This is a genomic window from Galenea microaerophila (assembly GCF_054657255.1).
Window position 1 is genome coordinate 537,874 of the sequence record NZ_BAAHWZ010000002.1, and the last position, 19,464, is coordinate 557,337.

23 protein-coding genes are annotated in these 19,464 nt (G+C 46.5%); 9 read left to right on the forward strand and 14 right to left on the reverse strand.

The annotated features are described in order from the left end of the window. Window positions 1-65: 65 nt before the first annotated feature. From proB to rplU, 4 genes are all read right to left on the reverse strand, one after another. Window positions 66-1,205, reverse strand: coding sequence for a glutamate 5-kinase (proB, locus tag ACYQ05_RS07915; RefSeq protein ID WP_459819972.1), 1,140 nt, complete (start codon window positions 1,203-1,205; stop codon window positions 66-68). Continuing rightward, window positions 1,202-2,311: an Obg family GTPase CgtA gene (gene cgtA, locus ACYQ05_RS07920; protein WP_459819973.1), complete on the reverse strand. Its 1,110-nt coding sequence runs from the start codon at window positions 2,309-2,311 to the stop codon at window positions 1,202-1,204. The genes proB and cgtA overlap by 4 nt, the downstream gene beginning before the upstream one ends. Window positions 2,312-2,391: 80 nt before the next feature. Beyond that, complete coding sequence (rpmA, locus tag ACYQ05_RS07925) at window positions 2,392-2,649, reverse strand: 50S ribosomal protein L27 (protein ID WP_459819975.1); 258 nt, start codon at window positions 2,647-2,649, stop codon at window positions 2,392-2,394. An 89-nt stretch (window positions 2,650-2,738) separates the two neighbouring features. Further along, window positions 2,739-3,053, reverse strand: a complete 315-nt coding sequence (gene rplU / locus ACYQ05_RS07930; protein WP_459819977.1) for a 50S ribosomal protein L21 — start codon at window positions 3,051-3,053, stop codon at window positions 2,739-2,741. Between the two features lie 272 nt (window positions 3,054-3,325). On the opposite strand from rplU, the gene ispB reads away from it, so the two are divergent. After that, window positions 3,326-4,291, forward strand: a complete 966-nt coding sequence (gene ispB, locus ACYQ05_RS07935) for an octaprenyl diphosphate synthase (protein WP_459819978.1) — start codon at window positions 3,326-3,328, stop codon at window positions 4,289-4,291. Between the two features lie 20 nt (window positions 4,292-4,311). On the opposite strand, the gene ACYQ05_RS07940 is transcribed toward ispB, so the two are convergent. From ACYQ05_RS07940 to msrP, 3 genes are read right to left on the reverse strand one after another with little or no spacing between them, the layout of a single operon-like run. Then, complete coding sequence (locus tag ACYQ05_RS07940) at window positions 4,312-4,914, reverse strand: hypothetical protein (protein ID WP_459819980.1); 603 nt, start codon at window positions 4,912-4,914, stop codon at window positions 4,312-4,314. Window positions 4,915-4,971: 57 nt separating this feature from the next. Further along, the gene (locus ACYQ05_RS07945) at window positions 4,972-5,547 is read right to left on the reverse strand and encodes a protein-methionine-sulfoxide reductase heme-binding subunit MsrQ (protein WP_459819982.1); all 576 of its coding nucleotides are present in this window, start codon (window positions 5,545-5,547) and stop codon (window positions 4,972-4,974) included. Window position 5,548: 1 nt separating this feature from the next. Further along, window positions 5,549-6,436, reverse strand: a complete 888-nt coding sequence (gene msrP, locus ACYQ05_RS07950) for a protein-methionine-sulfoxide reductase catalytic subunit MsrP (protein ID WP_459819984.1) — start codon at window positions 6,434-6,436, stop codon at window positions 5,549-5,551. Between the two features lie 109 nt (window positions 6,437-6,545). On the opposite strand from msrP, the gene argC reads away from it, so the two are divergent. The 3 genes from argC to ACYQ05_RS07965 are packed head-to-tail and all read left to right on the forward strand — an operon-like array spanning window position 6,546 to window position 9,249. Next, window positions 6,546-7,589, forward strand: coding sequence for an N-acetyl-gamma-glutamyl-phosphate reductase (gene argC / locus ACYQ05_RS07955; RefSeq protein WP_459819986.1), 1,044 nt, complete (start codon window positions 6,546-6,548; stop codon window positions 7,587-7,589). Between the two features lie 53 nt (window positions 7,590-7,642). Further along, window positions 7,643-8,023, forward strand: coding sequence for an iron-sulfur cluster insertion protein ErpA (gene erpA / locus ACYQ05_RS07960; RefSeq protein WP_459819988.1), 381 nt, complete (start codon window positions 7,643-7,645; stop codon window positions 8,021-8,023). Between the two features lie 8 nt (window positions 8,024-8,031). Beyond that, window positions 8,032-9,249, forward strand: a complete 1,218-nt coding sequence (locus tag ACYQ05_RS07965; protein WP_459819990.1) for a citrate synthase — start codon at window positions 8,032-8,034, stop codon at window positions 9,247-9,249. A gap of 74 nt (window positions 9,250-9,323) precedes the next feature. Here the strand turns inward: ACYQ05_RS07965 and waaA are convergent, their stop codons facing one another. The 3 genes from waaA to ACYQ05_RS07980 are packed head-to-tail and all read right to left on the reverse strand — an operon-like array spanning window position 9,324 to window position 12,275. Next, complete coding sequence (gene waaA / locus ACYQ05_RS07970) at window positions 9,324-10,673, reverse strand: lipid IV(A) 3-deoxy-D-manno-octulosonic acid transferase (protein ID WP_459819991.1); 1,350 nt, start codon at window positions 10,671-10,673, stop codon at window positions 9,324-9,326. A gap of 9 nt (window positions 10,674-10,682) precedes the next feature. Next, the gene (locus tag ACYQ05_RS07975) at window positions 10,683-11,624 is read right to left on the reverse strand and encodes a KpsF/GutQ family sugar-phosphate isomerase (RefSeq protein WP_459819993.1); all 942 of its coding nucleotides are present in this window, start codon (window positions 11,622-11,624) and stop codon (window positions 10,683-10,685) included. Window positions 11,625-11,633: 9 nt separating this feature from the next. Next, window positions 11,634-12,275, reverse strand: coding sequence for an acyloxyacyl hydrolase (locus ACYQ05_RS07980; RefSeq protein ID WP_459819995.1), 642 nt, complete (start codon window positions 12,273-12,275; stop codon window positions 11,634-11,636). A 139-nt stretch (window positions 12,276-12,414) separates the two neighbouring features. On the opposite strand from ACYQ05_RS07980, the gene hldE reads away from it, so the two are divergent. Continuing rightward, window positions 12,415-13,878, forward strand: coding sequence for a bifunctional D-glycero-beta-D-manno-heptose-7-phosphate kinase/D-glycero-beta-D-manno-heptose 1-phosphate adenylyltransferase HldE (hldE, locus tag ACYQ05_RS07985; protein ID WP_459819997.1), 1,464 nt, complete (start codon window positions 12,415-12,417; stop codon window positions 13,876-13,878). Continuing rightward, window positions 13,875-14,456, forward strand: a complete 582-nt coding sequence (locus ACYQ05_RS07990; RefSeq protein WP_459819999.1) for a D-sedoheptulose-7-phosphate isomerase — start codon at window positions 13,875-13,877, stop codon at window positions 14,454-14,456. Before hldE ends, ACYQ05_RS07990 begins: the two co-directional genes overlap by 4 nt. A gap of 12 nt (window positions 14,457-14,468) precedes the next feature. On the opposite strand, the gene ACYQ05_RS07995 is transcribed toward ACYQ05_RS07990, so the two are convergent. The 4 genes from ACYQ05_RS07995 to ACYQ05_RS08010 form a co-directional block, all read right to left on the reverse strand. Then, window positions 14,469-14,930: an NfeD family protein gene (locus tag ACYQ05_RS07995; protein WP_459820001.1), complete on the reverse strand. Its 462-nt coding sequence runs from the start codon at window positions 14,928-14,930 to the stop codon at window positions 14,469-14,471. Window position 14,931: 1 nt separating this feature from the next. Beyond that, complete coding sequence (locus tag ACYQ05_RS08000) at window positions 14,932-15,834, reverse strand: SPFH domain-containing protein (protein ID WP_459820003.1); 903 nt, start codon at window positions 15,832-15,834, stop codon at window positions 14,932-14,934. Between the two features lie 162 nt (window positions 15,835-15,996). Then, window positions 15,997-17,244, reverse strand: a complete 1,248-nt coding sequence (locus ACYQ05_RS08005) for an arsenic transporter (RefSeq protein ID WP_459820005.1) — start codon at window positions 17,242-17,244, stop codon at window positions 15,997-15,999. Window positions 17,245-17,248: 4 nt separating this feature from the next. After that, window positions 17,249-17,659, reverse strand: coding sequence for an arsenate reductase ArsC (locus ACYQ05_RS08010; RefSeq protein ID WP_459820007.1), 411 nt, complete (start codon window positions 17,657-17,659; stop codon window positions 17,249-17,251). Between the two features lie 186 nt (window positions 17,660-17,845). On the opposite strand from ACYQ05_RS08010, the gene ACYQ05_RS08015 reads away from it, so the two are divergent. The 3 genes from ACYQ05_RS08015 (at window position 17,846) to ACYQ05_RS08025 (ending at window position 19,421) form a co-directional block, all read left to right on the forward strand. Further along, window positions 17,846-18,355, forward strand: coding sequence for a GlcG/HbpS family heme-binding protein (locus tag ACYQ05_RS08015; protein ID WP_459820009.1), 510 nt, complete (start codon window positions 17,846-17,848; stop codon window positions 18,353-18,355). Between the two features lie 320 nt (window positions 18,356-18,675). Next, entirely contained in the window at window positions 18,676-18,933 is a 258-nt protein-coding gene (locus tag ACYQ05_RS08020; protein WP_459820011.1) for a Flp family type IVb pilin, read from the forward strand. Window positions 18,934-18,989: 56 nt separating this feature from the next. Next, window positions 18,990-19,421 carry a hypothetical protein gene (locus tag ACYQ05_RS08025; protein ID WP_459820013.1) on the forward strand — a complete coding sequence of 144 codons (432 nt, stop codon included), beginning with the start codon at window positions 18,990-18,992 and terminating at the stop codon, window positions 19,419-19,421. Window positions 19,422-19,464 lie beyond the last annotated feature (43 nt).

The following is a 19,464-nucleotide window of genomic DNA, read 5'->3' on the forward strand; positions in this document are numbered from 1 at the left end:
TTTTTTTCAACCAATTGATGAAAAAAATTAAGGGTCTGCGATGGGCGTTGAGCGTTTTATAGAATTTATGAATGCTCTGGTTCAGTCACCACTAAGTTATCGCGGTGAATGAGGGATTCGTCTGTTATATAACCGAGAATTTCAGGGATTTTTTGAGAAGGCTGGCCAATAATTTTAGCGGTTTCGTGACTGGGATAATTGATGAGTCCGCGCGCGATCTCGCGCCCTTTGTCATCGGTGCAGATGACCAGTTCACCGCGTTGAAACTCACCTTGAAAGGCTTTGACGCCGATGGGAAGTAAACTTTTGCCAGAGGTTTGTAAGACTTTAATGGCGCCTTCATCTAGGATTAAGGTGCCTTTGGCTTTGAGGTGACCCGCCAACCACTGTTTGCGGGCACTCATAGGTTCAAGATCAGGGAGCAACAAGGTGCCGAGGGTTTCCCCTTGCATAAGGCGAGGGAGGATATTAGGCTCTTTGCCTGAAGCAATTAAGGTGGCGGTGCCAGAGCGCGCGGCGCGTTTAGCAGCCATTACTTTGGTGTACATACCGCCACGTCCAAGTTGGCCGCCTTCAGGCGAGGCCATCTGTTCAATGTCTTTTCGACTGACTGCCGCTTCTGAAATGAGTTTGGCATTGGGGTTTTGGCGAGGATTGCTGTCATAGAGTCCGTTTTGATCCGTTAAAATCACCAAAACATCCGCAGAAATTAAGTTGGCAGTCAGCGCTGCGAGGGTGTCATTATCACCGAAGCGGATCTCATCAGTGACCACCGTGTCGTTTTCATTAATAATGGGCACCACTTGGTGGCGCAGAAGTGTTTGCAGGGTGTTGGCTGCATTTAGGTAGCGATTGCGATGAGAAAGGTCATCATGGGTCAGTAGAATTTGTGCAGTATGCGTATTGTGCGCGCTAAAGGCATTTTCATAGGCTTCAATCAGTCCCATTTGCCCCACGGCCGCTGCTGCTTGCAGTTCTGAAATTTCAGTGGGGCGTTGTTCCCAGCCCAAGCGTTTAATCCCTTCCGCCACAGAACCTGAAGAGACCAGCACCACTTCAATGCCTTTTTGTCGCAGTTGGGTGATTTGTTCGGCCCAATCTTGAATGGCTTGGCGATTGAGGCCTTTGCCATCATTGGTTAATAAGGCGCTGCCAATTTTAACCACCCAGCGTCGGGTTTGATGGAGCGTAGAACGCTGGATCATGGTGTTTCGTCCTCAGGGCGATCGTTTTCAGGCTGGGTTTCGTTTGTGTGCACTTCCGCCATTTTTTTTGCCTCAATTTCGGCCTGCTGTGCGGCCACTTTATTGGCTTTAAGCGTTTCGGCAATGGCATTGACCAGTGTTTGCGTGCCGGAGCGCTGCGCGGCTGAAATTACAAAATAGGGCGCTTGCCAATTGAGAGCCTCAAGGGTCTCTTGAACGCGCTTTTGTGCTTCTTCTTCAGGTAGGAGATCCGCTTTATTAAAGACCAACCAGCGAGGTTTGCCAGCTAGCTCTTGGCTATATTTTTTCAGTTCATTTTCAATGGTCTGAATCGCTTCTAGTGGTGTGCTTTCATCATAGGGTGCTAGATCGACCACATGCAGAAGTAAGCCTGTGCGCGAGAGATGTTTTAGAAACTGCACGCCCAATCCAGCGCCTTCAGCAGCTCCTTCGATTAAACCTGGAATGTCGGCGATAACAAAGCTGGTTTCAGGTGAAATATAGACCACCCCTAGATTGGGATAAAGCGTGGTGAACGGGTAGTTGGCCACTTTGGGGCGGGCGGCAGAGACAGCCGTAATGAGACTGGATTTGCCGGCATTGGGAAGTCCAAGTAAGCCCACGTCGGCCAATACCGCCAGTTCAAGCTGCAAGTTGCGCTGTTCACCCGGTTCTCCAGGCGTGCATTGTCGAGGGGTACGATTGCGACTGCTTTTAAAATGCACATTGCCCAAACCATGGCGTCCGCCTTTGGCAACGAGCAGTTTTTGTCCGTGTTGGGTGAGGTCGCCAATCACTTCTCGTGTATCAACGTCACGCACAATGGTGCCGACGGGAACTTTGATAATCAGATCTTCACCGGCCTTTCCGGTTTTTTGTTGCCCCATGCCGCTCTGACCATTTTCTGCTTTGTATTGACGGACAAATCGAAAATCAACCAGCGTGTTGAGATTCCGGTCTGCTTGCAGATAAACGCTGCCACCATCCCCGCCGTCTCCCCCGTTAGGGCCGCCGAAAGGGATATATTTTTCACGCCGAAAGCTGGCGACGCCGTTACCGCCACGACCGGCAATGACTTCGATTTGGGCTTCATCTACAAATTGCATCTTTTCTCTCGCACAAAGGGCTTTTTTCAAAATAAAAACGCCCCGACAAGCGGGGCGTCTGGCAGTGGATTCCGATAAGCTTATTCGGCAATCACTGTAACATAGGTACGTACTGGCTTACCTTTAGTGACAAAAGCGACCTTACCATCAGCTTTTGCAAACAAGGTATCATCCTTGCCACGACCCACATTTAAGCCAGGGTGGAATTTAGTTCCACGCTGGCGAACAAGAATGCTCCCCGCGGAAACTTGTTCACCACCGAAACGCTTAACACCTAAGCGTTTGGCATTGGAATCGCGACCGTTTTTAGTACTACCTGCAGCCTTCTTATGAGCCATGCTGATAACCTCTTATTCGCTCGAACATTCCCTACTCAGAAATGCTCCAACTTAATTAATATGCCAACCCCGTTAAGGGATCAATTATATTAAGCTGAAATACCTGTAATTTCAACTTCTGTAAAGTTTTGACGGTGACCTTTCTTCAAGCGAGAACGGTTTTTACGACGACGGAACTTGATGATGGTCACTTTTTTACCGCGGCCATGACCTTTAACAGTCGCCGCAACTTTAGCGCCTTCTACAGTTGGGGTGCCCACTTGAACATCTGCACCTTCGCCAACCATTAGAACTTCATCAAACTCAATCGCGTCCCCTTCATTCGCTTCTAAGGTTTCAATGCGCAAGGTTTGACCTTCACGCACACGATATTGTTTACCACCGGTTTTAATGACCGCATACATCTTGGAGTTCTCCAGATTTGATTCTAAAATTCGTAATTACCAAAGCATGCTGTGATGGCAGTGCCTGGAATAAGAAAAACGGGGATTATATAGATTTTTTGTAAGAAGGTCAACTTTATTATTGAGACCTTGGTGCGTGATAAAATTTTTCTAGGTGTTGTTGGCAAACGCGCATCCATATTTTTTTGAGCGTTTTTTCACGCTGCCGCCTTTTCAAAAGAGCCGCTTCATACTAAACTTACCTGGATTTATCTACTAAAAAGATGTGACCTATGACTTTAGCCGAAATTCGCCAGTTGATTGCTGAAGATATTGCTGCCACCGATCAGTTGATTTTAAATCGATTGGCTTCTGATGTGGTGCTGATTAATCAGATCGGACACTACATTATTAACAGTGGGGGGAAGAGATTGCGTCCCTTAATGACGCTGCTGAGTGCGCGAGCTTGTGGCTACGAGGGGACGCACCATTTGACCATGGCGGCGGTGATTGAGTTTATCCATACTTCAACCTTGCTGCATGATGATGTGGTCGATGAATCGGATACGCGTCGTGGCAATAAAACTGCCAATGAGGTCTGGGGCAATGCGGCTTCTGTATTGGTGGGGGATTTTCTCTATTCACGGGCTTTTGAGATGATGGTGGAGCCCGATGAGATGAAGGTGATGCAGGTGATGAGTGAGGCCACCAATGTAATTGCTGAGGGAGAGGTGTTGCAGCTGCTCAATTGTCATGATATTTCAACGGATGAAGCGCGTTATATGGAGGTGATTCACCGTAAAACGGCGAAACTGTTTGAAGCGGCGACGCAGATGGGGGCGATTTTGGCGCATCAACCGCAGTGGGAGGCGCCTTTAGCTCAATATGGTTGTTGGGTTGGGACGGCTTTTCAGTTAGTGGATGATGCCTTAGATTATATGGCGGATGAAGCGGAGCTGGGTAAAAGCATTGGGGATGATTTGGCCGAAGGTAAGCCCACCCTACCGCTCATTTATATGATGGCGCACGGTACGGAAGCTGAAAAAGCGATTATTAAGCGCGCAATTGAGTCTGAAGGGATCGCATTAATTGAAGAGGTGAGTGCCATTATTCAAAAATCAGGCGCCATTGATTATACCTATCAGGTGGCCCGCAAGGAAGCAGAAGCGGCTAAGGCCGCGCTTGCGCCTCTGCCAGACAGCCATTTTAAGGAGGCTTTATACGCCTTGGCGGATTTAGCGGTTGAGCGCACCCATTAGTTCACTCTAGGTACAAGTTTTTATACCTTTTTGCGGTCTCTTCTGCGCCGATCTTTTGAATAATTTTTTGCAGGCATGGCGCCTTCTTCATGCTGGGCTTCTAGCTGCTTTTTTTGTTTCTGTTCTTCTTCTTTTTCGTGAAGATACTCTTTGTAAATATCTAAGTTTTGTAACCGCGTTTTTTTCCAATCAATGCGACGCAGCATCCAGCGGGTGATAAAGCGAATCACATGACAGGGATTTTTACTGGCATAGATTTTTTCGGGTTTAGGGCGATAGCCATGCAGACGTTCGATTAAGATCAGGCGTTCATCCTCGCTCAAACGAATGCGGATAAACCCCGCTTGTTCAGAATCCAGTGAGAGACTGTAATAAAAACGTACCACTTTGCCCAGACTAAATATAAGCTTGGTCAACGGAGAGGATTCGATTTTGCCATTAATGCCGACAATAAAAATAAAGATGTTTTGCGTTTTTAAGACTCGGAAAAAGTGTCCAACTTCTTCGAAATCGATGGTATCTTCAGGTTGTTGAGCTTCTTGGAGCTTTTGAATCTTTTCCGCTTCTTTTTCTAGATGGCGCAAAAAATATTTAATACTGGCCGACAACTGTTCGTCACTCATAGGCTGCTCACAAATCAATTTTAGGATACAGTCTTTATCGGCAAGCGGTGATGAATCTTAAATGATTTTACGCTTCCACAATATGAGCGCTAAAAAAATGACCAGTAAGAGAGTCGGTTGAGTCATATCGGCTTTGACAAGTAAAAAAAAGTGCAAAATACCCAGTCCTGTGGCCCAATAAATAGCTTTATGCAGAGTGAACCATCTTTTTTTAAGGCGTTTTTGCCAATTAAGGGTTGAAGTCACTGCTAATGGGATAAGCAGCAGCCAAGCGACCATGCCGACGAGGATAAAGGGGCGTTCGATTAAATCGGCAATGAGGTCAGAAAAGACCAATCCCAAGTCAAAGACAAAGTAAACCGTTAAATGGAGCGTCGCATAGCCAAAAGCCGCCAATCCTAAGGTGCGTTTAATGAGGTAGGTGGGCAGAGGCGGCTGTTTGGGCAACAGTTTGATCAGCTGCGGCACGGCTAAGGTGAGCAGCAGTAGATAAAGCGCCCAGTCACCGCTGCTATGCTCTAAAGTCTCAACTGGATTGGCACCTAACTGATCGTGAAGAAACCGCCAGCCAAGCGCCATGGCAGGTAACAGTGTGAATAGAGTGAGAGAGGTAAGTAAAAGATTTCGTTTCATACTAGAAATACTTCTTTAAATCCATCCCTTGATAGAGTTCAGCGACTTCATCTTCATAGCCATTGAACATGCGCGTTGGTTTTTTAAAGAAGCTGCCTAAGGGGCGTTCTTTCGCTTGGGACCAGCGTGGATGTGGAACATGAGGGTTTACATTGGAATAAAAGCCATACTCATTCGGGGCGGCTTGCATCCAGCTACTGGTGGGTTGGGTTTCAACCAAGCGAATTTTGACAATGGATTTGGCGCTTTTAAATCCATATTTCCACGGCACCACCAAACGAATGGGCGCACCATTTTGATTGGGTAAAGGTTCGCCATAAATGCCAGTGGTCATCAACGTTAAAGGGTGCATGGCTTCATCCAGTCGTAAACCTTCGCGATAGGGCCAGTTGAGAATGGGAAAACGCTGTCCACGTAGGTGCTTGGGGTCATGGATACTGATAAACTCCACATATTTTGCTTTAGCCGTTGGCTTGACGGTATCAAGCAGTTTGCTCAATTGAAATCCATCCCAAGGCACCACCATTGACCAGCCTTCCACGCAACGGAAGCGGTAAATACGCTCTTCATAAGGAAACCGTTTTGCCAGTTCATCGAGAGTGAAGGTCTGAGGGTGTTGGCATTCACCCTCCACCGTTAGCGTCCAGTTGTCAGTAACCATTTCCGCCGCGTATTCGAAAGGATCCGATTTACGCGTGCCGAATTCGTAAAAATTATTGTAGTGCAGTGCGTGCTCTGGATCGGTCAGTTTTAAATCGGGCTGATAGGCTGGATTTTTTTGCGCGGAAAAGGCATGGCTCAACAGGGGCGTGCCAATCAGCCCCGCTGCCGTAAGGTATTGAATAAACTGGCGGCGATTAAGATAAGTCGACTTGGGGGTCACGTCCATCGGTTGATTCCTTGAATTATAAATGGTCACTCAATAATACCGTAAAAAGCGGACTTTATTACCGTGCATGGTAAAATAATCTAATACACAAGTGAAGATTGAGGTAGAGATGGAAAAAATTAAAATTGGGATTGTGGGCGGTACAGGCTATACCGGTGTAGAACTATTGCGGATTTTGGCGGGTCATCCCAATGCTCGGGTGGTGGTGATTACTTCACGGGGTGATGCGGGCACGAAGGTTGCGGATATGTTTCCGAATCTGCGGGGCTACTACGATTTGGCGTTTACAAAGCCGGATATGGAAAAATTAAAGCGGTGTGATGTGGTCTTTTTTGCCACGCCGCATGGTGTCGCAATGCAGATGACGCCTGAGTTGATTGAAGCTGGAGTCAAGGTGATTGATTTGGCTGCAGATTTCCGCATTTTTAATTTGAAAGTTTGGGAAGATTGGTACGGCATGGAGCATGCCAGTCCTGAGCTGATGCATGAGGTGGTCTATGGCCTGCCTGAATTGTATCGCGATAAAATTGAGCAAGCGCGTGTAATTGCCAATCCGGGGTGTTATCCCACTGCGGTGCAGCTAGGATTTTATCCGCTGATTAAGCATGGTTTGATTGATATTGATGATTTGATCGCCGATGTGAAGTCCGGCATTAGTGGTGCTGGTCGTGGGCTGAAGTTGGGTTCTTTGGCCGCAGAGACAGCAGAAAGTTTTAAGGCTTATGCGCTGAATGGACACCGTCATCATCCAGAAATCGAACAGGGACTCTCTTGGATGGCGAATACCGATGTTAATCTCACGTTTGTGCCGCATTTGGTGCCGATGATTCGCGGGATTGAAGCGACGCTCTACGGAAAATTGACGCGCAGTGTGCCACAAGCGGAGTTGCAAGAGATTTTTGAGGAAACCTATGCGATGGAGCCATTTGTGGATGTGATGCCAGCAGGCAGTCAGCCGGAAACGCGGATGGTGAAAGGTTCTAATATGTGCCGCATGGCCGTGTATCAACCCAAAGGCAGCCAGCGTGTGGTGGTGACTTCGGTGATTGATAATTTGGTTAAAGGCGCTTCAGGACAAGCGGTGCAGAATATGAATATTCTGTTTAATTTGGAAGAAGATACCGGGCTGCAACAGGTGGCGTTGTTGCCATAATTTGTTACAATGATTTGATTCAGATCATTGTGATGGGTTAAAAGGAATAAATCATGTCAGAGACAAATTTAGCATCAACCGAAAGTGCAGAAAGCGCAATGCCTGCTAAGCCGGTCAATTTTACCGAAGCGGCAGCGGCCAAAGTAAAAGGTTTAATTGAGGATGAAGGTAACCCCAATTTAAAACTGCGGGTGTATATCACAGGGGGTGGCTGTTCCGGTTTTCAGTATGGATTTACCTTTGATGAAGAGGTCGCAGAAGACGATACCGTGGTGGAAACCGACGGGGTACAGCTGTTGATCGATCCGATGAGTTTCCAGTATTTGGTCGGTGCCAAGATTGATTACCTTGAAGATCTACAAGGGGCGCGATTTGTCATTGAAAACCCCAATGCTTCAACAACCTGTGGTTGTGGTTCTTCATTTAGCGTATAAGGATGGTTATGGAATATATTCCTGGTTTAGCGGGCGTCCCTGCCACAAAATCTAAAATATCTTATATTGATGGTCAGAAAGGGATTTTGACCTATCGCGGCTATGACATTATGGAGCTGGCAGAAAAGTCCTCCTTTGAAGAAACAACTCTGCTGTTATTGTTTGGTGAGTTGCCAACACAAGAGGAATTAGCCCAGTTTGATCGCAAACTGCGTGAGAATCGAAGGGTTAAATACAATCTCCGTGAGATTATGAAAAACTTGCCAGCGACGACGCATCCAATGCATATGCTGCAAGTGTTGGTTGCCAGTCTGGCCAGCTTTTATCCGAGCACCGAATATATGAGTGGTGGATCGGAAAATCAGGAATATATTAATGATGTGACGGTGAAAATCATCGCCCATATGGGCACACTGGTGGCCCAGTGGGAACATATGCGTAAAGGTTATGATCCGATTGAACCGCGTAAAGATCTCACCTATGCAGAGAACTTTTTGTATATGGTGACCGGTGAAGAGCCAGACCCAGATTGGGCGCGATTGTTGGATGCCTGTCTGATTTTGCATGCGGAGCATACCATTAATGCGTCAACTTTTACCACTATGGTGGTGGGGTCTACACTGGCCAATCCTTGCTCGGTCATTTCAGCGGCAATTGCCTCCTTGTCGGGTCCATTGCATGGCGGTGCCAATCAGATGGTGATCCAGATGTTAGAAGAGATTGGTTCGGTGAAAAATGTGCGCCCCTATATTGAACAGCGACTCAAAGAGAAAAAGGTTATTTGGGGGATGGGGCATCGTGAATATAAAACGAAAGATCCACGCGCCACCATACTGCAGAAACTTTCAGAAAATATTCTTAAGAATAAAAAAGGTCAACTCAGCCCTCTGTTTGAAATTGCTGTAGAAGTGGAAAAAGTGTGTGAAGAGCTGTTGGCGTATAAAGGGGTGTATCCGAATGTTGATTTCTATTCGGGGATTCTCTATAAAGAGATGGGTTTTGAGCCCGAACTCTTTACCCCCATTTTTGCTGTGGCGCGCTCCGCTGGTTGGATGGCGCATTGGCGTGAACAGTTGCAGAACAACAAAATTTTCCGGCCGACGCAGATCTATACTGGGGCCGGTAAGCTCTGTTATATTCCAATTGAGCAGCGGAGTCCTGAAAAAGAACAGCCCTCTTCCCAGACACAAAAAGTGGAAGAAGCGTTTATTCAGCAAGAAAGTTAGCGATAGCAATTTTTATTTAACGCATTGAACGAACAAAAAGCCAAAATCCCCAGTCCTGCAGAGTTAAGCTTTTATCAGGACTGGGAATTTTGGCTTTTTTCGTTGATTTTCTGTCTGTTTTCCGCCTCTAGAAAGGGCTGAATGGCGTTGAGCAGTCGAGACAGTGCACCGGTTTGGGATAAAAAGGCTTGGTGTGCTTTTTCGGCATAGCTGCGTGCAAAATCGGGGCTCTGTGCGAGGGTCATCAGTTGTTCCCCTAAGGCTTGCGCACTCTCTGCAATCAGCAGCGCATCTTGGTGGATAAACGTTTCATACAGCGCTTGCAAGTTCTGAAAGTGGGGGCCAGAAAGAATCGGTTTATTCAAGGCAGCAGGCTCTAAAATATTGTGGCCACCAAAATTAACCAAACTGCCGCCAATAAAGGCAGCATCACTGGCGGCAAACCAGAGCATCAGCTCCCCAACCGTATCGGCAAGATAGACCTGGGTATCGGCTTCAATCGGTTGGTTTTGGGAACGAATCGCAGTCTTGAGCCCACTTTGTCGACACAATTGGGCAACCGTCGCAAACCGCTCTGCATGGCGCGGCACTAAAATTAATAGGGCGTCTGGCCGCTGTTGCAGCAGCTGCTGATGGGTTTGTAGAACAAGAGATTCTTCATTTTCTTCATGCGGTGTTGTCCCTGCGTGGGTGCTGGCAGCCACCCAAATAAAGCGATCAGCCGCCTCCTGATGTCGCCAGCGGTTGGCTTCTGTTTGCAGTGTATCGGGCAGGGAAAGATCAAATTTTAAATTGCCCCACACTTTGACTTTTTCAGGCTTGGCGCCAAGTTGCATCAATCGTTCTGCATCAATGGGAAATTGTGCGCCAATTAAGGTCGCTTGATTGAGGGCTTGTGGAATCAGGCTCCCTCCCCATTTTTGGTAGGCTTTAAATGAACGCTCTTTCAAGCGGACATTGGCGAGCACGAGTGGAATGTGCAAATCATGGCAGGCTTGAAAGAGATTGGGCCAAATTTCGGTTTCAATAATAATGACCAGTTTGGGTTCAAGCTGACGTAAAAAGCGTTTAACTGCCCAACCATAGTCATAAGGGATCATCTGATGTTGCACTGCAACGGGTGCAAATTGTCGCGCTTGAATCGCACCTTGTGTGGAGCCGCTGGTCAGCGTAATGGGTAGATCAGGATATTGGGCTTTAAGCGCTTCGAGCAAGGGGAAGGTCGAGCGCGTTTCGCCCACTGAAACCGCATGAATCCAGATGCCCCCTTTTTGAAAGTCAGTCGGGTTGAACCCCCAACGACTTTTAAAACAGTGCGGAATCGGCTCGAGCTGATTGGCGGATTTGCGACACCGTTTCCACGCTGAATAGAGAAAAATCGGGAAAGCAAATATCAGCAGTAGGGAATAGAGCCAGCGGTTCATTTTAAGCCGTTATTGATTTAAGTCATAAATTTGAATAACGCCCACAATTTGCTTATCTGCATTGGTCACCAGCAGTGAAGTGATTTTTTTCTCATTCATTAAGGCTTCCGCTTCGGTCAGTTTTGTGTTTTCATCAATGGTGGTTGGGTTGGGGTTCATAATCTCCCCAGCCGTTTTTTGCATTAAACCGATCGCGTCCTGCTCCATATGGCGCCGCAAATCGCCATCGGTAATAATCCCTTTGCCCTGATCCACAATACAGAGGCCCAGTCGCCCTTCACTCATGGTGTGAATGACCTCTTTCATCGGGGTGTTCGATTCAATAAACGGCAGATTTTGACTGCGCATCTCATGTTTAACTCGAGTGAGCAGTTTGCGCCCTAGGCTGCCGCCAGGATGAAAGCGTGCAAAATCTTGTGGTTGAAATTGACGCGCTTCCATTAACGCGACCGCCAAAGCATCCCCCATCACCAAAGTGGCCGTGGTAGAGGAGGTGGGCGCTAATTGGTGGGGGCACGCCTCTTGCGGGACGGCAATATTGAGATGGAAATTCGCATTTTGTGCCAAGGTGGACTCTGGACGACCCGTCATGGCAATGATCGTATTGCCATTGTCTTTTAAAAAAGGAATTAATTTGATCACCTCTTCGGTCTCGCCTGAGTTGGAAATGGCAACAAAAATATCTTCGGGCGTGACCATGCCCAAATCACCGTGAAAGGCTTCACCGGGGTGCATAAAAAAGCAAGGGGTACCGGTGCTGGCCAAGGTTGCCACAATTTTTTTACCAATCAAACCGGATTTGCCCATGCCGCAAATGACGACGCGTCCTTGGGTATTGAGAATGGCTTCAACGCTCTGGTCAAACTGTGAATCCAGCTGCTCAGAAAGATGGGCAATGGCTTGCGCTTCAATCTCAAAAACACGTTGGGCAATGGTTTGATAGTGACTCATAAAGGGCTCCTAGAATAAATACTGGATATGAAAGGTTTGAAAGTTATTCCCTGGGTTGGGGAGCTCGATATTGGCATTCGAAATATGCAGGTAACGATAGCCTATGTGATAATGCGCATTGCCAATGCCGACGCCAAAAATATCCCCAAATTGAAACTGGGTGCTTTTATAATTGTTTTCAATGGTGATATTGTCTAAATATTTGACTCCCGCACCCACTTCAATATAGGGATGGATATTCCAACCGAGCCAAGTGTATTGAAATACGGGGGTGGCACCGAAAAAATAACCGTCTTCATTTTTTGGGTGCTTTTTGCTCGAGGACCAGTAACCGGCATCAAACTCCCAGTGCGCGGTTAGATCCCATTGTTTGCCTGTGTAAAGGGCGTTTTTAAAAGGTCGAACAAGCTGTATTTGAGTCAGGCTAACGGAGTGATCAGCGCCCTGTTGGAATCCCACGCCCCATTGGGGTTTAAGGTGTAAACTTTCGCGAAAAGGGTTTTCCCCCCAAATACTGCTGCCAATTAGGGTGAGCAGGGTGCCCTGAATGGCTAAATTCATTAAGGTGTCTTCAGTGGCGTTTTGCGCCTTGGCCGGTTGCAAGCTGATTAGGCAGAAAAGTGCGATAAACAGGCGTGTCATATGACGCATTGATCGAGATATCCTTTTGACATTTAATAAAATAATAAATTAATGTTTCTGTTTTGATAAGAGGCTCTTTAAAATGCAGGGCTAGGGCGCCTCTTATGTTTAGGGTTTAATATTGAAGTAGATATTTTAAAGGTTTTAGATGAACGCAATGCAACAATTTAATTTAGAAAAATTGAGTCAGGCCAAGGTACTGGTGGTAGGGGATGTGATGTTGGACCAGTATTGGAATGGTCAAGCGCATCGAATTTCGCCGGAAGCGCCCGTACCGGTGGTCAAAGTCGCGGAAGAAGAACGACGTGCTGGGGGTGCTGCCAATGTGGCCCTGAATATTGCGGCGCTTGGGGGGCAAGCCCATCTTTTGGGGGTGATCGGTGAGGATCATTATGGTGAAGACTTAGAAGCCATCTTACAGCAAGCCGGTGTGCAGACCGATTGGATTAAAAGTGCGTGCGGCACCATCTGTAAATTGCGTGTTTTGAGTCATCATCAGCAGTTGATTCGTATGGATTTTGAAAACCCGGTTCCTGCGGAAGATGCACAACGTTTGGTGACATTGGTCAAATCGAAAATTGCCGAGTATCAAGCATTGGTGATATCCGATTACGCCAAAGGGGCACTGCAATTTGTGGAAGAGATGATTGCAGAGGCCAAAGCGGTTGGCGTGCCCGTATTAATTGATCCCAAAGGGGATGACTTCAGTCGTTATGCCGGCGCTACCTTGATTAAGCCTAATCAAGGAGAATTTGAACAGATTGTGGGGGCTTGTGACAGTACAGATATTTTGTTGGAGAAGGCCGCGCAACTGATTGAGCAGGTGCAGCTGGAAGGCCTACTGGTGACGCGCAGTGAACATGGAATGGCCTTGGTGCAAAGGGCAGCAGCGCCTTATCTATTAAAGTCGCAAGCACAAGAGGTATTTGATGTAACGGGGGCTGGGGATACAGTGATGGCGACCTTGGCGACGGCTTTTGCTGCTGGATTCCCATTGGAAAAAGCCACGGATTTGGCCAATGAAGCGGCCAGTATCGTGGTGCGCAAGGTCGGGACTTCCACCGTGACAAAAGCGGAGCTGGATGAACAGCTAAAAGCGAAACATCGTCATCAAGGGTATGTGGCGATGAATGAAGAGGAGGTCAAACAGTTGGTCAAATTGGCACAAGAAAAAGGCGAGCGCGTCGTCTTTACCAATGGGTGCTTTGACCTGCTGCATAGCGGCCATGTGCGCTATTTAAATGAAGCGGCCAAGCGTGGAGATCGACTCATTGTTGCCGTGAATTCCGATGAATCGGTGAAACAGTTGAAAGGAGAGAGTCGTCCCATTGTGCCTTTAGAGAGTCGCATGGAGCTTTTGTCGGCCTTAAGTTGTGTCGATTGGGTATTGCCATTCAGTGAACAGACGCCGGAGCGTTTGATTTGTGAGCTCAAGCCCGATGTGTTGGTTAAGGGCGGGGACTACCGTCCAGACGAGATCGCAGGGGCTCAGTGTGTATGGGACAATGGCGGTGAAGTTGAAGTGCTCTCATTTTGGGAAGGCTACTCCACCACGAAAATGGTAGAGCGTATTCAGCAGGCTGAGCAAGCAGAACAGGAGTGTCAGGCATGAGTTCACAAGCGGTAGAACTGGATATCACGCGCGCCGTAAAAGCGCATCAACAAGCCCTGTCGGTCGTCAACACCCAAGCTAAAGCCATTCATCAGGCAGCGCAGATGGTGGTTGACTGTTTACAACAAGGCGGTAAGGTCTTGTGGTGTGGCAATGGCGGCAGTGCCGCAGATGCCCAACATATGGCGGCAGAACTGATGGTGCGCTATCAGGCAGATCGCCGGCCTCTGGCCTCTATTGCTTTAACGACGGATACTTCAATCTTGACAGCGCATCCCAATGATTACGATTTTGAGTCGGTTTTTGCGCGTCAGGTGGAGGGTTTGGCGCAAGCGGATGATCTATTAATCGGCATGACGACTTCAGGTAAAAGTGCCAATGTGATTCAAGCCATGCGAGCGGCAAAAGCCAAAGGCTGCGCCACCCTTGCTTTGGCTGGCGAAGCGATCACCGAGCTAGATGAAATTTGTGACCTGGTCATTCATGTCCCTTCACAAGAAACCGCACGTATTCAAGAGGCGCATAACTTTATTAACCATCTTTTGTGTGAAGGATTGGATCAGGTGTTTGCGCCATAAAGGCAAAAGCCTTTATTCTTCTTCGATCCAAACTTGATTGTTTTCCACCTTTTTTACCTTGACGATTTGCCCTACTTTCAGGTGGTCCGAAGGGTTGGCAATGCGCCACCAGCTGCCGTGGTATTCAATCATCCAAATCGGATCTTTGAATTCATCTTTATGCTGGACGACAGTACCCGTTTCTCCCGCTTCAAAAGTCTCTAATGGCAGTTGTTCACGGCGTTGGCTTTCCAACAATTTTTTTCGGAAAGCGAGTAACAGCAGGGTGCCTAAAATGGCAATCGCCAGCAGTTGGTATTCTCCATGAGTAAAGGGGTAGAAGAAACCAATGGCCCCTATGATCAATGCGGCAATACCGAACCAGAGCAGTATAAAAAAGTTAAGCAGTGTGACCTCTAGCGTGATGAGAATCACCCCTAAAGTGAGTATTTGCCAGTTGGCAAAAGCGGGAAGAATCGCAGAGGCGTTTTCCATCTTATTGACCCTTGTCTAGAATCGAGGTTAAAGCGGAGAGCGAGCCGATTAATTCACTGGCTTCATATGGCAGGATGACCTTATTGGCCGAGTCGCTGGCGGCAATGCCTTCAAGCGCCTTAATTCGATCTTTAGCCAGTAAGAACTCTGCAGCCTGAGGATTGTTCTGCATCGCTTCATTGATCAACATCATCGCTTTTTGCTCACCTTCTGAGATTTGAATCTGTTCATAGCGTTTGGCATCCGCCATCCGCTCAATGGCTTCCGCTTCCTTAAACGCTTTTTGGCGAGCACCTTCCGCTTCAGCAATGGTGGCGTTCTTTTCCCCTTCCGCTTTGGTCTCAGTGGCGCGTCTTTCTCGTTCGGCACGCAGTTGCAGTTCCATCGCTTCTTTGACCTCTTCAGGCACAGAAATGTCTGAAATCTCCACCCGTGTGACCTTAGCGCCCCAGTTGGCTGAAGCACTGTCTAAGGCTTGCAACAAAGCCGCGTTAAGTTGTTCTCGAGAGGAGAGGGTCTCATCTAGATCTAGTTTACCAATCTCTGCACGGAGTGTGGTTTGTGCCAGCTGGGCAATGGCAGACTTCAGGTCTTGGATTTCATAGGTGGCTTTGCGCGCATCATTAATACGTAGAAAAACCAGTCCGTTAATGGTAATGGAGACATTGTCCTTGGTGAAAACTCTTTGTGGGGGGATATCAATCACCTGTTCTTGAGTGGTAAAGCTGGAGCGAACTTGGTCAATAAATGGAAGAATAAAGTTGAGCCCTGCATCAAGCGTACGGTGGTATTTCCCCAGCCGTTCAATGACCACGAGCTCAGATTGAGGCACAATTTTGACGGCTTTATAGAGAATAAACAGAATGGCAACAATCAGAATCAGGGTGAAGATGGTAAAGTTCATAATGGCTCTCTGTGGTTTTGGGTGGAAAAGGGATTTTCGGGCGCCCTTTACGAGCGGGCTACATGGCTAAAAATGTAATCTCATTTTATATCTTGCGTCCTGCTTGTGCAAAGCTCTTTTTAAAGATGAATAGAGAGTTAAAGGATGCCCTGAAGATCAGATTTAAAGTGCCAAAAGCGAGGCAATTAAAACGGGCGGTGTAATAATGATGCCCACTTTCATATATTGCCCCCAAGTAATGGTGACGCCTTTTTGTGCTAAAACATGTAGCCATAAAAGGGTGGCTAAGGAGCCGATAGGCGTTATTTTAGGGCCTAAATTCGCACCGATAATATTAGCGTAAACAAGATCTGGACGTTGAATATGGTCCACAGCCAAATCCATAATCATAATTGTGGGCATATTATTCATAATCGCACTGAGCACTGCAGAAGTTAAACCGGTGGCAAGGGTTAGAGCCTGCTCGCCATAGACCGCAAAAGAAGCGATAAAGGTTCCAACCATTTCCGTTAAACCTGCATTTTTCAGTCCAAAGACGACAACATAAAGCCCGATGGAAAACCACACCACTTGCCAAGGAGCGGTTTTAAAAATAACTTTAGGTTGAATGGCGCCAGTGGGGGCGGCAATGGCGATAAAAAGGAGAGCGCCGCCTAAAGCGAACACGGAAATAGGGAGATGGTAAATATCGCCTACAAAATAGCCTACGAGCAAAAGCGCTAGGAAGAACCAGCTAAATTTAAACAGGGCTGGGTTTTTAATCACACTGCTCGCTTCTGGGAGCTGTGTAATATCCACGCGCGCAGGGATCTGTTTGCGAAAGAAAAGAAAGAGCACAATAATGGAGGCGATAATGGCGACTAAGTTGGGTAAAAACATATGCTGCGCATATTCCCAGAAGCCAATATTAAAATAATCTGCGGAGACAATATTGGTTAGATTAGAAATGACTAAGGGGTTAGACGCGGTATCGCCAATAAAACCGCCAGCCATTAAGAAAGCAAAGATGGCGACTGGCGACATTTTTAGATGCTTCATTTTCGCCAGTAAGATAGGAGTTAAAATTAAGGCCGCGCCATCATTCGCAAACAGAGCTGCGACAATGGCCCCCAGAATTAAGATATTGAAAAATAGCCAATAGCCATTGCCTTTGGAAAGCCGCGCCATCTTAATCGCCGCCCACTCAAAAAAACCGATTTCATCTAAAGCCATAGACAGTAACACAATCCCAATAAAGGCTAAGGTGGCATCCCAGACAATATCGGTCACGGTGATCACGTCCTGTAAACTGACAATACCCAATACATAAGCGACTAAGGCGCCGATGACCGCTGTGGTGCCGATTTGCAAGCCTTTCGGTTGCCAAATGACCAAGGTGATAACGATTACAAAGAGTAGGGCGGCTAACATGATTTTATAAACCCAGCTCTTCTTTTACGCGTGGCAATAAACGCTGTTCAATTTCATTTTTAGTGGCGACAAAAGCTTCATAAGGCTTTCCATCAGGATCTTCAAAGCCGACATGAATAGTTTTAACATCCCCTGGAAAAATAGGACAAGACTGTTTGGCGTTATCACAAACGGTGACCACAAGATCAAAGTGGCCACCGGCTTCTTTTTCCGCTTCCTCAATGGTCTTAGAGTGGTAATGGTCATCCCAAGCCCCGATCTCTTCAAGAACTTTTTTCGCATTTGGGTTAACGCGACCTGAGGGGTTGCTACCAGCTGAATAGGCTTTTACCCCTTCAAGCTGTTGATTAATCAAACCTTCCGCTAAAATAGAACGGCAGGAGTTTCCAGTACAGAGAACTAAGACTTTTTTCATGAGGGTTTCCTTTGAGTTGATATTTGTATATGTGATTATGCATTTATTATACAGTGCTTAAAAATTTGTTTATATGACTTTTTTATGACATAGTAATGAGTAAGGGTATTGTATGAGATCTGTTGATAAATCGATTGGTTACAAAGCCCTTTTAAAACGTATTTATACAAACAAGAGGAGAAGGTGATGAAAATGAGATTAAAGAATTGGCTAGGTGTCGCATTGATAGGAGTGATGCCTTTGGGTGGGGTTCAGGCTGAGGATACGGAATCAGATCTGGCGGTTACGATCCCTCGGTTGAGTATGGAAGTTGCGCAAAAAATGGCGATGAACGCGATTTTAGCCTGTCGTGAAAAAGGGATTTCTGTGAGTGCGACGGTTGTGGATCGAAGTGGCAATATTCAAGCGCAATTACGGGATACCATAGCGCCTCCCGTCTCTTTGGGGATTAGCTATAAAAAAGCGTTTACCGCGGTGAATTTCAATGTGAAAGGCTCACAATTGATTGGCAACTTAAAAACAGGATTGCCCTTTGCGGATTCAAGGCTGGTGATGATGGCAGGATCCGTTCCCATCAAAGCGGGCGGTAAATTGTATGGTGCCATTGGGGTCAGTGGTGCGCCTGAGGGTAAAGTAGATGAACAGTGTGCACTGGCTGGATTTGAGTCAATGGCAGAAGACTTAGAGATGATGTAAAGAATTTCATCTATTGAAAATAATTAAAAACCAACCTTCGGGTTGGTTTTTTTATGTCTGATATTAAATTTTTTATGAAATATCTGCATGACAGCATTTGTGAAAAAGGGCATAAGGTTTGATTTGCAGAATAATTGGAGGAAAAAACTCTATGCATTTCAATGTATTAGCGGGTCATGATATAGATAAAATTAATTGAATGATAAAAAACTTCTGTTGCAAATATAGAAATAAATTGTTGAGACGATATTAAGTGTCTGCTTTAATGGAATCGTCAGTAATGACAGTTATTTTAATTGTATTGTATTAGGAGATAGACAATGAAATCTTTAAATAAAGCTCAGTATAAAAATATTTTGAATCAAAAGTCTGATAAGAAGCAGAAAGGTGCAACCATGATTGAGTACGCGATAGTGGTCGCGGCTATGGTAGCGATAGCAGCAGCTTACTTTGGACAGGGCGGTACTATTTCTACAGCGTTGGAGGGTAAGTTGGATAGTGTTGCGGAGAAAATCTCTGATGCTAATACTGACACTGACACTGGCACTGGCGGCACTACTGGCGGCACTGGCGGTTAGTAGTTTAATTGTTGAGTAAATCAGTGTCAATTAAGAGTAATCAAAAAGGGGCGGTAATGCTTGAAGCAGCCTATGTACTGCCCCTTATTGTTATTGCGATTATTGCGATTATTGATGCTGCGAATTATTCGATTAAAGCACTCGAGGTAACTCAGGTGCTTCAAGATTCTACTCAAGAAGTGATGTATCAGGCTGTTCAGCAATCTGAGAATGCAAGTGAAGTCCTTCCATTGGTCCAGTGTGCTGGAGGAAAGGTTGATTTAAAGACGAATGAGGTGAAGCAATTTGTGACGGATGCGCTTAAGCAAGTTTTGGGCGAATCCAATGTGGATACTGATGCGGTAGCGGTGGATCCATGGAGTGCATCTCCTATAAATTCCTATATTATTGCAGTTGATGTTAAGCCTTTTTTAATGATGCTTCCGGAGTTTTCGGGGGCAAAGATCAGTTCTAAAAATATTATCAGTATAGATTATTCTTGTGAATAAGCCTAAATGTGATCAGCGTTAATAAATAGATTTTTGAGTTTTA

Coding starts and splice junctions, on each gene's coding strand:
- proB (WP_459819972.1), bottom strand. CDS start 1,205: ATGATCCAGCGTTCTACGCTCCATCAAACCCGACGCTGGGTGGTTAAA.
- cgtA (WP_459819973.1), bottom strand. CDS start 2,311: ATGCAATTTGTAGATGAAGCCCAAATCGAAGTCATTGCCGGTCGTGGC.
- rpmA (WP_459819975.1), bottom strand. CDS start 2,649: ATGGCTCATAAGAAGGCTGCAGGTAGTACTAAAAACGGTCGCGATTCC.
- rplU (WP_459819977.1), bottom strand. CDS start 3,053: ATGTATGCGGTCATTAAAACCGGTGGTAAACAATATCGTGTGCGTGAA.
- ispB (WP_459819978.1), top strand. CDS start 3,326: ATGACTTTAGCCGAAATTCGCCAGTTGATTGCTGAAGATATTGCTGCC.
- ACYQ05_RS07940 (WP_459819980.1), bottom strand. CDS start 4,914: ATGAGTGACGAACAGTTGTCGGCCAGTATTAAATATTTTTTGCGCCAT.
- ACYQ05_RS07945 (WP_459819982.1), bottom strand. CDS start 5,547: ATGAAACGAAATCTTTTACTTACCTCTCTCACTCTATTCACACTGTTA.
- msrP (WP_459819984.1), bottom strand. CDS start 6,436: ATGGACGTGACCCCCAAGTCGACTTATCTTAATCGCCGCCAGTTTATT.
- argC (WP_459819986.1), top strand. CDS start 6,546: ATGGAAAAAATTAAAATTGGGATTGTGGGCGGTACAGGCTATACCGGT.
- erpA (WP_459819988.1), top strand. CDS start 7,643: ATGTCAGAGACAAATTTAGCATCAACCGAAAGTGCAGAAAGCGCAATG.
- ACYQ05_RS07965 (WP_459819990.1), top strand. CDS start 8,032: ATGGAATATATTCCTGGTTTAGCGGGCGTCCCTGCCACAAAATCTAAA.
- waaA (WP_459819991.1), bottom strand. CDS start 10,673: ATGAACCGCTGGCTCTATTCCCTACTGCTGATATTTGCTTTCCCGATT.
- ACYQ05_RS07975 (WP_459819993.1), bottom strand. CDS start 11,624: ATGAGTCACTATCAAACCATTGCCCAACGTGTTTTTGAGATTGAAGCG.
- ACYQ05_RS07980 (WP_459819995.1), bottom strand. CDS start 12,275: ATGCGTCATATGACACGCCTGTTTATCGCACTTTTCTGCCTAATCAGC.
- hldE (WP_459819997.1), top strand. CDS start 12,415: ATGAACGCAATGCAACAATTTAATTTAGAAAAATTGAGTCAGGCCAAG.
- ACYQ05_RS07990 (WP_459819999.1), top strand. CDS start 13,875: ATGAGTTCACAAGCGGTAGAACTGGATATCACGCGCGCCGTAAAAGCG.
- ACYQ05_RS07995 (WP_459820001.1), bottom strand. CDS start 14,930: ATGGAAAACGCCTCTGCGATTCTTCCCGCTTTTGCCAACTGGCAAATA.
- ACYQ05_RS08000 (WP_459820003.1), bottom strand. CDS start 15,834: ATGAACTTTACCATCTTCACCCTGATTCTGATTGTTGCCATTCTGTTT.
- ACYQ05_RS08005 (WP_459820005.1), bottom strand. CDS start 17,244: ATGTTAGCCGCCCTACTCTTTGTAATCGTTATCACCTTGGTCATTTGG.
- ACYQ05_RS08010 (WP_459820007.1), bottom strand. CDS start 17,659: ATGAAAAAAGTCTTAGTTCTCTGTACTGGAAACTCCTGCCGTTCTATT.
- ACYQ05_RS08015 (WP_459820009.1), top strand. CDS start 17,846: ATGAAAATGAGATTAAAGAATTGGCTAGGTGTCGCATTGATAGGAGTG.
- ACYQ05_RS08020 (WP_459820011.1), top strand. CDS start 18,676: ATGAAATCTTTAAATAAAGCTCAGTATAAAAATATTTTGAATCAAAAG.
- ACYQ05_RS08025 (WP_459820013.1), top strand. CDS start 18,990: ATGCTTGAAGCAGCCTATGTACTGCCCCTTATTGTTATTGCGATTATT.